General features: G+C 47.5%; 10 protein-coding genes. 9 read left to right on the forward strand and 1 reads right to left on the reverse strand.

The genetic code is table 11. From position 1 onward, the window contains the following. Positions 1-647: 647 nt before the first annotated feature. The 9 genes from BN587_RS11145 (at position 648) to BN587_RS11185 (ending at position 11,356) form a co-directional block, all read left to right on the forward strand. A complete protein-coding gene (locus BN587_RS11145; RefSeq protein ID WP_021721222.1) occupies positions 648-1,781 on the forward strand; it encodes a hypothetical protein in 1,134 nt (377 codons plus the stop codon). A gap of 60 nt (positions 1,782-1,841) precedes the next feature. Next, entirely contained in the window at positions 1,842-2,948 is a 1,107-nt protein-coding gene (locus BN587_RS11150) for a nucleoside hydrolase (protein ID WP_021721223.1), read from the forward strand. A 137-nt stretch (positions 2,949-3,085) separates the two neighbouring features. Continuing rightward, positions 3,086-4,225, forward strand: a complete 1,140-nt coding sequence (locus tag BN587_RS11155; protein ID WP_021721224.1) for a hypothetical protein — start codon at positions 3,086-3,088, stop codon at positions 4,223-4,225. Positions 4,226-4,288: 63 nt separating this feature from the next. Beyond that, positions 4,289-4,762: a hypothetical protein gene (locus tag BN587_RS11160; protein WP_021721225.1), complete on the forward strand. Its 474-nt coding sequence runs from the start codon at positions 4,289-4,291 to the stop codon at positions 4,760-4,762. A gap of 10 nt (positions 4,763-4,772) precedes the next feature. After that, positions 4,773-5,528, forward strand: coding sequence for a hypothetical protein (locus BN587_RS11165; protein WP_021721226.1), 756 nt, complete (start codon positions 4,773-4,775; stop codon positions 5,526-5,528). 1,180 nt (positions 5,529-6,708) lie between these two features. Then, a complete protein-coding gene (locus BN587_RS11170) occupies positions 6,709-7,518 on the forward strand; it encodes a hypothetical protein (protein WP_021721227.1) in 810 nt (269 codons plus the stop codon). Positions 7,519-7,768: 250 nt separating this feature from the next. Next, complete coding sequence (locus tag BN587_RS11175; protein ID WP_021721229.1) at positions 7,769-8,416, forward strand: DUF6935 domain-containing protein; 648 nt, start codon at positions 7,769-7,771, stop codon at positions 8,414-8,416. Positions 8,417-8,641: 225 nt separating this feature from the next. Beyond that, positions 8,642-10,258: a bifunctional metallophosphatase/5'-nucleotidase gene (locus BN587_RS11180; protein WP_021721230.1), complete on the forward strand. Its 1,617-nt coding sequence runs from the start codon at positions 8,642-8,644 to the stop codon at positions 10,256-10,258. A gap of 36 nt (positions 10,259-10,294) precedes the next feature. Next, the gene (locus BN587_RS11185; RefSeq protein WP_021721231.1) at positions 10,295-11,356 is read left to right on the forward strand and encodes a hypothetical protein; all 1,062 of its coding nucleotides are present in this window, start codon (positions 10,295-10,297) and stop codon (positions 11,354-11,356) included. Positions 11,357-11,634: 278 nt separating this feature from the next. On the opposite strand, the gene BN587_RS11190 is transcribed toward BN587_RS11185, so the two are convergent. After that, a partial coding sequence (locus BN587_RS11190) for a response regulator transcription factor (RefSeq protein WP_303684981.1) occupies positions 11,635-11,956 on the reverse strand: 322 nt, incomplete at its 5' end.

Below are 11,956 nucleotides of genomic sequence, written 5' to 3' on the forward strand. Positions count from 1 at the left end.
AAACACCCGCCGTGAGGCGGTTCTTTTGCGTTTGGGTGGGGGAATTAGGCTCTCCTATGTGAGAGCTGGCGCCCGGTAGGGCGACTGAGAGGGGATTGTTGTTTATAAACTTACTAATAGCATATGTATGATGGACCCCTCTCCGTCATCGCTACGCGATGGCACCTCTCTCCAAGGAGAGGCTTGTTTTTCTTTCTAAAGCCTTAGCTGCTTACATAACCCTTCCGTCTGCTCGCAAGGCTCGCAGCCACCTCCCCTTTCAGGGGAGATATGATGGTATTACGAACTTTTATATGCTCCCAACGTTGCAGCCCCCTTCCGCCTCACTGCGTTCGGCACCTTCCCCAAGGGGCAGGCAAGACTAATAGCTTTCCCTTAACCTTCATTAGCACGTTCTTGGTTCCCCCTTGGGGGAACTGTCGCGTTAGCGACTAAAGGGGGAATCACTGAAGCAAATGAGAAGTTGGCTAGAAATATAACCTAAAATTTTCTCTCCAACCTCCCCAAAAATCAAAAATATCCCCAAAATCCCCCCTCCTCCTACCCGAAATCACCCTTTCGGGTGGGGCGCTTTTGCTTTTTTTAGGCTACACTATAGGTGTAAATAATCAGCTGCAAAGCAGGCAGCAGGAAGCGGAGGGATTGATATGCTGAAAGAAAGCTGGAAAAACATTTTGCTGGGAGCATTACTGCTTACCGGATTGACAATGCTCCTGGGCAGTGACAGCTCCGACAAAAAAGCAGACCCGCTGCTCGCTATGCCTAAGGCAGAAGCCGCCGCTATGCCTGCCTACGAGCAGGAATATATGAAAATCGTGGCTGGTGTCTGCGATTATTTGACCAAGGGTAATACTGCCGGACTGCCGGCGCAGGGACTGACAGGCTTTGAGGAGCTGGAGGGCCATAATGATCCCGGTCAGGGTGTAAGCAGTGTCGGCTATACGCTGCAGGATATCAATAATGATAAGGTGCCGGAGCTGATTTTTGGCCAGATTGATTATCCTGAGGGCAAGGGCTATTATGGACGGGATATCTATGCTATCTATACCTTTGTGGATGGTAAGATAAAATTTGTTGACGAGGGCTGGTCGCACAGCCGTCTGCGTCTGCTTCCTCAAGATATGCTGAGCAAGCGTACCTGTATCGACGATAACGATATGGAATGGGTGCTGGAAATGAAGGATTTGCTGCGGGATGGCAGTCTGCGTCAGGGACAAACCTTCTATACCAAGGTTGAGGATGGCAGATGTAATGTTTACCGAAAATATTTAGATGTAAATGATATCTTTGTTACCCAAAAAACCTCCATGTACTTTGACGATATGATGAATATTGACCTTGGTGCCCAAAAGCTCGAGCTTTTACCGCTTGCGGAATACAGCAGCCGTGGCTTTAAGGGACTGGTAATGCAGCACCTTAAATGCATGGGCTTGCATGAGCTGCAGGATAATAGGGTAGATTTTTCCGCATATGAGCATGTTTATGTGGATAATCCCTCTCAGGGAGCAGAAGTGTTGTTTAGCAGCAATACTTCTCTGGCGAGCTTTGAAGTGCTGGATTTGCAGGGTGATAGCAGCAGAGTTATCTACAGCAAAGGACTGCTGAAACCGGAAGAAAAGCTGGTACTGCATCTGGAAAGCTTTGAAACTGATCCTGAGCTAAGCTATGAAACTGTTATCAAGAACGGTATCTGCTTCAGGGACGACACCGGCAGCCTGCGCAAGTTTGCGATTCGGGCGAAGGTTATGGACGGCAGTGTTTATCTGGAGGAGATTGATTAAGGTAAAATCTGCATTTTGTGCGGAAATTTATAGAATTAGGGATTTTAGGAGGTAATGAATATGAAAATGAAAAAATTAACTAGCTTATGTGGTTGCCTGCTGCTTTCCATGTGCATGGGCGTTGGTGCTATGACTGCTCCGCTGTCTGCCGAGGCTGCAGCACGCGAAAAGGTTATTCTGGATGCAGATATGGTGGATTTGTTTGATGACGGCATCGCTATGATGATGCTTGCCGAATCTCCCAAAATGGATTTGAAGGGTGTTACCATCGTTATCGGCAATACCTGGGTTGAAACCGGTACCGCTTCTGCTATCCGTCAGCTGGAGGGCATCGGCCGCACCGATATCCCTGTATATATGGGCGTTAATGAAACCGTTCGCAAGGACCGTTTCACTAACATGAAGAAAGAAAAACGCATTTACGGCCGTGGCCATGACTCCCATCTGGGCGCTGCAGGCTATCCTCAGCCGGCATCCTGGCAGGCTGAATACCGCAAAAATTATAATGATGAGCCTGTTATGAACCCGCAAAAGGAACATGCTGCTGATTTCATCATTGATACTATCAAAAAGCATCCTGGCGAAGTAACCATCGTTGCTATCGGCAGCGGTGCTAACCTGGCAGCTGCTCTGGACAAGGCTCCGGAAATCGCTCCGCTGGCTAAACGCGTTGTTTATATGGCAGGCGCTTTCTTCTGCGAAGGCAACGTAATGCCGACCTCCGAGTTCAACGTTTGGATTGATCCGGAAACCGCTAAAAAGGCTTACCGCGCTCCCTGGAAGGAGCAAATCTTCCTGCCGCTGGATGTTTGCAGCAAGGAACTGATGAGCCACAATGATTTTAAGGATCTGGAAAGCCGCATTAAGAGCGACCGCTTCAAGGCTATGTGGGAAAGCCACTATGCTACCCCGATGTTCCGCAAGGATCCGTCCTTCAAGAACTACATTTGGGACGTTCTGGCAGCAGCAGTTGCTATTGATCCGTCCGTAATTCTCGAATCCGAAACTCTGCCGATTGATGTTGATGACCAATACGGCTACGGCTACGGCCAGACTATGGGCTTCCGCGGTGCAGCTCCTGAGGGTGCTCAGAACGCGAAGATTGTTTACGCTGTAGACCGCGCTAAGGTTTGGAAGATGGTTGAAGATGTATTTAACAAGCTGTAAGCGATAAATTTATGATTTAAAGCTTGCGCCCTACCCGAATTTGCTGTTTCGGGTAGGGCGCTTTAGTTTTTTTTAGGGTACAATATAGGTATAAAAGATTAGCTGCAAAGCAGGCAGCGGGAAGCGGAGGGATGGAGATGTTGAAGAAAAGCTGTAAAAATGTCCTGGTAGGAGCAACGCTGCTGGCTTCCTTGGCAATGCTGCTGAATGGCTGTGGTTCGGATAAGCAGGCGGCGGCAACGCAGCCCAAGGCCACGAAGGTGGAGGAAGCAGCTGCGGCTGTGGCGAAGGTGCCTGCCTATGAGCGTGAATACGGCAAGCTGGTGGAGGGTATCTATAATTTTGTGAATGATGGCAATATGGATAAGGTGCCGCAGCAGGGCATGACCGGAATTTATGAGCTGCGGGACCGTATGGGTTACGTTGATGCGTTGAACATGCTTGGTTATACGCTGCAGGATATCAATAATGACAAGGTGCCGGAGCTGATTTTTGCTATTTTGGATAACGAAAAGCAGGGCAAGGGCTATTATGGCAAGGATATCTATGCTATCTATACCTTTGTGGACGGCAAAATAAAATTTGTTGATGAGGGCTGGGCACGCAGCAATATTAAGCTGTTGGCGAACAATATGTTGCTGACACGCGGCAACAGCAGTAATACAGACTATGTGCTGGTGCTGAAGGATTTGCTGCCGAACGGCAATAAAAGATGCATTGATATGTACTTTACCCGTTCGAAGAGCAATAATGAACCGGGTCTTGATGTTTATCGCAACGATGTGGGCAGAGCTGATGCTGCTGTTTCGCAAAAGACTAATATGACTGCGGATGATTTCTTTGATATGGGCGCAGAGATGGCCGGTGACAGCGTGAAGCTTGAGCTGCTGCCGTTGAAGGAATATAAGCAGAGAGGCTTTAAGGGCCTGGCAATGCAGTATCTGGAATGCATGGGCGTACATGAGCTGCAGGATGCAAAGTTTGATCTTTCCAAGTACGAGCAGGTTTCCGTGCCTAATCCCTTTAAGGGTGCGGATGTAATTTTCCGCAGTACGAAAAATCTGGAAGAGTTCCGCCTGCTGGAGCTTGCTTCCGGCAAGAGCGTTTACAGCAAGGATTTGCTGATGGCTGATGAAAAGCTGGTGCTGCATCTGGAGAGCTTGGAAACTATTCCCAAGAACGGTATCAGCTTTAAGGATGATGCAGGCAGGGAGCGCAGGTTTGCGATTCTGCAAAGCGGTAAGGACGGCAGTATTTATCTGCAGGAGATTGATTAAGGTGTAACGCCTGAAGAGGGCTTAATTTAAGAGAAGATGTAAAAAACTATGGAGGTGTTTTTTATGCGTAAAAGATTTTTAGGTGCAATGTTATTGGCACTGGGTATCGGCTTGTTTGGCGGTTGGGGCAGTGCTCAGGCCAACAGTGTGCCGGAGCCTACGCAAAGCATGCTGCATGTGTGCTGGCTGAAGGATGCTCATGTTAATCCTGCGGCCTGCGAGGTTGTGCGGATGCCGGATGCTTTTGAGCCGGCGAAGGCTGTGGTAACAAGCTCGGTGGATTTCCCTGATTTTCAGGTTGTAGCGCTGGATTTGCGTGAAGTGAGTGCTGAGGGTTATCCTGTTTTTAACGTGCAGTCTATTTATTATAAGGATTTGCTGCGTGCGACGGAGCCGATTATTATTGTGATGCGTGATTCCGAGTCTTTTCCGCGCAACGGTATTGCAGTGCGCGATTCTTTGGGCAGGGAGCGTGTTTTCGGTATTGCTATCAGCGGTGAGGACGGAAGCTTGCTGCTGAGCGAGGTTGATAGATAGAGGTGTGGCGATGAAGAAATTATTTAGCTTGCTGATGTTCTGCCTGCTGCTGCTTGTCAGCGCAACAGCAATGGCAGCGTCTTATGCTTATGGTGCGTATTCGTATATGCGTTATGGTGCGAATGGCAGGGATAATGCTTCTTTGCATCTGATTTATACGCAGTCCGGCATTTTTGCTTCTGTTGTTACTTATGATTTGCAGGACGGTAATGCGCCGATGTTTAAGGGCGTGGGTATGCTGGAGAACGGTGCGCTGGTATTGGAGGATTATTCTTTTGATGTGGGCCGTCATGGTGAGGATACACGTTATTTTGGTTATGGCTCTCAGCCGCTTGTTTGCGAGGCTAGAGTGCAAGAGGGTAAGCAGGTTGTGCTGCTGCCGACGGTTGATGCACGTGAGATGGGGATTACTAAGGTGAGTGAGCCTGATATCGGCGGTACTTATAGGTTTGAGGGAATGCAGGCGGAAGAGGATTATACTATGGCGCTGTATTTTCTGCGTAAGCTGAATGTGAAGAATACCGGTTTGGATTTGAGCAGTAAGGATTATTGGTTTGGCTATGGCAGTCGTTTTGCCGAGGATCCGAACAGCGTTTTTAATTCGTATCTGCCGCAGGAGTACGGCGATTATTTTGGGATTTATGTTTATAATAAGAATGATGAGCTGGTTATGACTTATTATGTGCATCCGAATTTGTGGGATGCTTATAGTGTGACAGTTGATGGTGAGATTAAGATGTTGTGCAGCAATGATGCTATGGGTTGAGGCAGTGAGTTGAGTTTGAGGTCCTTGCGACGTAAGTTAATATTGCGGAGCAGGGGCCTTTTTTGTAAGTGCCCCCTTTAGTCGCTGACGCGACAGTTCCCCCGAGGGGGAACCAAGAACGTGCTGATGAAGTTTAGCAGAAATCTATTAGTCTTGCCTGCCCCTTGGGGAAGGTGCCGAACGAAGTGAGGCGGAAGGGGGTTGTGCGTCGCAATTAACATATCGCGCTACAACGAAAAATTTTCCCGAAAATCGCTTACATAGTTTTGTTGTTCCGGAGAATGTTGTATAAAGCGATTTACGGACGGTAATTTCGTGCGGAATAACGACGAAATTGCAATAAACTCGCGCTAGGGCAAGATATTTTGCTGCAGTAGTCAGCTTAGCGCTCAAACAGCATTGCAATTTCTGTTATTCCAGGCACTCATTCCCTAAAATTTTTTTGTTTTCGCTACGATATATTAATTGCTCAATTTAGTGTGGCGTATTACCTTTATATGCTCCCTGCGTCGCAAGCGACATTAGCACGACCAACAGTTTCTCGCGGCGCGCAGCTTGCGACAAACTGGGTCTTAGCGTCAAGGGAGCTGGCATCGCCGTAGGCGATGACTGAGGGGTGTGTACACGATATATTAATTGTTCAGTTTAATCTTTGGTGATACCTTTCTTGCCTGCCCCTTGGGGAAGGTGCCGAGCGTAGCGAGGCGGAAGGGGGTTGTGCGTCGCAATTAAATATCGTTTTAGTCAGTAGCAATTTTCCTATGCCTTAGGGCATAACGCAAATTTCGTGTGGAACCAGTACGAAGTGCCGCAAAACTCGCGCTATGCTAAGAGATTTTGCGATTATTTGCTAAAATTTTTATTCGCTGCACGATATACCACTTACTCATGCTTGGTTTTTGACGAACCCTCTTGCCTGCCCCTTAGGGGAAGGTGCCGAGCATAGCGAGGCGGAAGGGGGTAATAGAATAAAGAGTTTTTCCTATATAAGTCCGTCATAGCGCTCAAACAGTTGCGACACTTCTATGGTTCTGGACACTCATTTGCTAAAATTGCTATTCCCTACACGATAGGTTAATTGCTCAGTTTAATCTTTGGTTATACCTTTCTTGCCTGCCCCCTCGGGGAAGGTGCCGAGCGTAGCGAGGCGGAAGGGGGTTGTATTTCTGGAGGTGAGCTTATGAAGAAGCTATTGAGTGCGTTGGCGTGTGGTGCGCTGCTGTTGTGCGGCGGGATGTCGGTTGCGCGGGCGGACTATTATGAGATGTACAATCCTGCTACCCATGTTGAGGGTGGTGCTATGGTGTACGAGACTACGCGCGGCGTTTTGATGTATTTTAAGGTGCACAGCGGCGAATGGCAGGAAGACCATTACCGTGGTGAGACCGAGGCGAGCGGTGTAGTGCGCTTTGCGCATGATGGCGAGCGTTTTATCGGTTATCTTCATGTGCCGGGTCTTATGAGTCTGGAAAATGGTATGGGTTATCCTTCTATGTACAGATATAGTATGCCGTTGTATGAGAAATATGCTTTGAGTAATCCGCAGGGCTATCAGGCGCAAGCCAAGCTTTACGGTGAGTGGATTTTGGGTGAGCCTGAGGGTAATAATCGGGTGCAACCTTCCTTGGCAGGTACTTATGAAAGAAGCAACAAAAGAGGTACACGCTTTGTGCAGGGTGAAACGGAAATGCCTTGGGCTGTAGCTGCGATGTTTTTACAGCTGGTGCTGGAGCCGAATGTTAATTTGCTGGACAAAAATGCCTTCAGCTTTAGCTTCTGGGATTATAAGTGGGAACGAGAAAAGGCTTTGTATCCTGATGTTGATAAGCGTTACAGCTATCATACTATGACTAAGGCGGGAGATCCCGATTCTCCTAATCCGGTGAAGTTTAAGGATGCGCGCTATCTGGGAGAGAAGAGCGGCAGACTGATTTATAATATTGCCGATGATGGTACGGTAAGGAAGATTTACGATTTGACCAATGAGTAGGCAGCAGATGCTTGCGCACTATTTTTGGCAATGGTGTGGCGCTGATGTGGTTGCTGAGATTGCTGTGTATGATAATGCTGGAAATGCTGCTTTGCAGAATTTTCCTTGAAAAACAAAAAAATTTTACTCATCCTACCCGAAATCGACAGTTTGGGTGGGGTGCTTCAGCAAATTCCGTTGTACAATGAGCTTGTAAGGAAACATGCCTGCGTATCTAACAGCGCAGGATAATTCTGAGGAGGTGCAACAAATGAAAAAAGGTATTGTATTAGCTTGCTGCGCAATGCTTTTGGCGGGACAATTGCAATCAGCAGAATCTCTTGACTGGAACAGAAGAATCGGCGTAGACAGAATGATCGACAGAACTATTGATAATACTATTAACAGGGCGGTGAATAAAGTGGAGAAGCAAGAAAAAACCAGACGTGTCATTTTCCAGAATCTGCCGCAATCGGCAGCTGAAATCGGACCGGAAACCGATGCTCAGCAGGTTGCAGCTTACACTGTAGCAGCACTGGCTCGCTACGAAACCAATCCGACAGAGGCTATTGCTATGCTCAACAAGCTGCTGGGACCTCGTCCGGTACCTAAAAGAGATGAACAGTTCCTCGCAGACCGTTTCCGCGGCAGACAGTATCTGATGCGCTCCTACTTTATGGGCGCAACTCCGGCGAATAACTATCAGCCGGATATGCCGTATACTGTAGAGGTTAAAACTAATGCCTATACTTATCAGGAGGAAGGGTATGCACGCTTTATGATTACATGCGGCGGTGCCGATAGCCCGCGTCCGATGACTGTGCGCCAAAAGGCTTCTACCGGCGAATGGTTCCTCTGGGATTATAAGGGACTGCTGAGCGGCATCCAGACTCCGGCAGCAGATGATCCGTGGTCTTAAGAATTGTGCAGCTGAAAAAATCAGTGTAGCATAAAGCAGGCAGCTTTCCTGTGGCAGCAAGCAAAATTGCTTGCCTGCCACCTGGGAAGCTGTATTTTTTTGCCATAATAGCCTGAAAATCTGTAAAATTTCCTGCTACCCTACCCGAAATCAGCCTTTCGGGAAGGGTGCATTTGCTTTTTTGAGCGTATAATGAAGGTACAAAGATGGAAGGAAGTGGTGTATATGAAAAAAATCCTGAAAAAAACATCGCTGTTTTTAGTGACTGCAGCGATGACTGTTTCCGCTCCGCTGATGGCGTGGGCGCTGGAGCACGACATTGTTATTCTGCATACTAATGATATCCATTGCGGTATTAATGATAATATCGGCTTTGCCGGTCTGGCGCAGATTAAAAAGGATGCCCTGGCAAGAACGCCGAACGTGGCGCTGGTGGATGCAGGCGATGCTATTCAGGGCGCACCGATTGGTAAGCTGTCCCGTGGTCTGGCAGTTGTCGATATTATGAATTACCTGGGCTATGACTTCTGCATTCCCGGTAACCATGAATTTGACTACGGCATGGACCGCTTCATGGAGCTGGTGCCGCTGCAGCGTGCAGGCTACTATTGTGCAAATTTTGTTTATGCAGGCAACAATAAGCAGGTTCTGCCGGGCTACAAAATTATGCAGTATGAGGATACCAAGGTGGCCTTTGTGGGTGCTAGCACACCGGAAAGCCTGACAACCTCTACGCCTACCTTCTTCCAAAATGAGAAGGGCAAGTATATTTACAGCTTCTGCGAGGATAAGAGCGGCAGCAAGCTGTACAAACAGCTGCAGAAGAATGTCGACAAGGCACGCAAGGACGGCGCGGATTATGTATTTATCGTAGGTCATTTGGGCATGGACGGCACCACTCCGCAGTGGAGCAGCGAAAGCGTTGCGAAAAATACTCAGGGCGTAGACGCTGTTATCGACGGACACTCTCACGAGCGTTTCACCCGTATGGTTAAAAATAAAGTCGGCAAGGACGTGCTGCTGGCGCAAACAGGCACTAAGCTGAAAACTGTCGGCGAGCTGGTAATTACTCCCGACGGCAAGCTGAAGAGTCGGCTGATTACCGAATCCAACGGCAAGGATGCCAATATCGCAAGAGTTATTGCCCAGGAAATAAAGACCTATGAGCCTTTGCTGAAGCAGCCTGTGGGCGAAGCCTTGGTACAGCTGCGCAGCAATGATCCTGCAACGGGTGAGCGTATCGTGCGCAACCGTGAATGCAGCTTGGGTGACTTTGTTGCCGATGCTTATCGAGCAGTGCTTGATTGCGATGTAGTGCTGGCGAACGGCGGCAGCATCCGCAACGAAATCAAAACCGGCGTAATCAGCTACAACGATTTGCTGGAGGCCTTCCCCTTCGGTAATATGTGCGTAGTTTTAGAGGTAAACGGCCAGCAGATTCTGGATGCTCTGGAGATGGGTGCTATCAGCTATCCTGAAGAAAGCGGCGGCTTTATGCAGGTATCCGGACTGAGCTACACGATTGACAGCTCTGTTCCCTCCAGCATCGAGCTTGATGCCAAGGGCAACTTCGTGCGTGTTGCCGGTGCCCGTCGCGTGAGCGATGTTAAAATTGACGGCAAACCGTTAGATGTTAAGAAAAAATATACTGTTGGCGGCACTTCCTATATGCTGAAATTCGGTGGTGACGGCATTACGATGTTCAAGGGCGCACGTCTGGTACAGGACGAAATGATGAGTGACGCAGATACGATTATGGAATATCTGCAGAATCATCTGAATGGCAAGGTTGGCGAGCAATATGCTAATCCTTACGGCGATGGCCGTATTGTAATCAAATAAAAAGCTTTTCCATAGTAAAATGAGGAGATGATTGTTATGTTGAAGAAACGTATGGCGATGGGAATTTTGGCCGGACTGCTGGCCTGCAGCTTTATTGCCGGCTGTGGCGGGGGTGATAAAGGCACCAGCGAGCCTCCTAAACCGAAACCGATTGCTGCTGATTTGAAGGATTTGCCGAATAAGGATGTTAAGGTCGGCATTAATACATTTAAGCTCTTTACTCTGAAAAATAATCCTAATCTGCATTTGCAAAATACTTATAGCAAGGGTATGAGGGTGGCTGTTGTCGGCAGAGATATGATTTATGCCAACGTTAAGGACAGACTTGTGCAGATGCAGTGGGATAAAGATGGTCTGCGCATGTTGGACAATAATGTTGATTCTATGTCCGGTAATGCTAAGATTTCTTCCGACGGCACCAGAGGCATTTTCTATACCAATAAGAGAATGAGACTCAACTATTTCGATAGCGAAACCAAACGTATTGAAGAGGCACAAGGACGCTTCAATAACCTTGTTGTAATTCCTAAGGGCAATGCGGATAAGGCTTTAATCTGGATGAACCAGGGCGAAATGAGAAAGGTTGATCTTCGCAATGGCTACAGAGTAGGCAAGGATTTGGGCACAGTACGTAAGGAATCCAGAAGTCGTGATGCTGATGACAAGGATAAAATCAATATTCCGCAGAGCGTTGTTGCAGACAGAAACGGTGATTTCTATGTTGGCGGCAATGCGCGTATCGGCACTCAGGATGTAGGCCTGGTAAGCGTTTATGACTTCAATGGCAAGCAAAAACGCGTCATCGGCAAGGAAAAACGTGAAGATAGCAAGGCCATCAATTCCTTAACCGATATAGCTTTGACTGATGAATATCTGGTAGTCAGCGATTCCTCTGTAGACAAGCAGCAGCTGCAGATTTACAGAAAGAACACCGGCACGCTGGTTGGTACTGTAAGCTATAAGGATTTGACCGATAATAAGGAAACCAGCATCGGTGCTTGTGTAAACCTGGCAAATATGCCTGATAACAGAGTTCTGGTTGCCCTCAGCAATGACAGAAAAAATATTAAAGATGAATTCTTCATTCTGCAGCTGTAATGTAGGGTAGAAGGCATGACAGAAGCTGTAAAATTTAAGAAATAAAGATTTGAACACCCCCGAAAGATATATTTTGGGGGTGTTTGAATTATAGCTTAAATTGGATATTTGGTTTTAGCAGTGTGTATGGCTATATATGTAATAAAAATGAGCGATAAATGAGTGATAAATGAGCGATAAAATGAGCGATAAAGTTAATATTGCAATAGTAACCCCTAACCCATAACGAAAGCCTCCGACGAATAAATTCGCCGGAGGCTTTTTGCATGCGCTGCGCGTCAATGCTCTGCGTTGCGCATCAGTTCGATATACTGCAGCAGCTCCTTACGGGTTTTTACACCCAGCTTGCTGTAGATATTTTTATTATGATATTTTAAGGTATTTTCGGTGATACCAAGCTGGCTGATAATATCTTTGGTAGAGCAGCCCTGTACATAAAGGTTAAAGATGTCCTCCTCCTTAGGTGTCAGCGTAGCAAGATTATCGATAAACATCTGATAACTGTCGGGATCGACGGATTCCAGCTTCTTTTCAATGGCTTTTTCCAAAGCAGCTTGGGCAAAGTTGAACTGCTGCTGTGCCTGCTCGCGTTCCTGCTGA

Origin of the sequence: Phascolarctobacterium succinatutens CAG:287, from assembly GCF_000434895.1 — a bacterium.
Lineage (GTDB): Bacteria > Bacillota > Negativicutes > Acidaminococcales > Acidaminococcaceae > Phascolarctobacterium_A > Phascolarctobacterium_A succinatutens_A.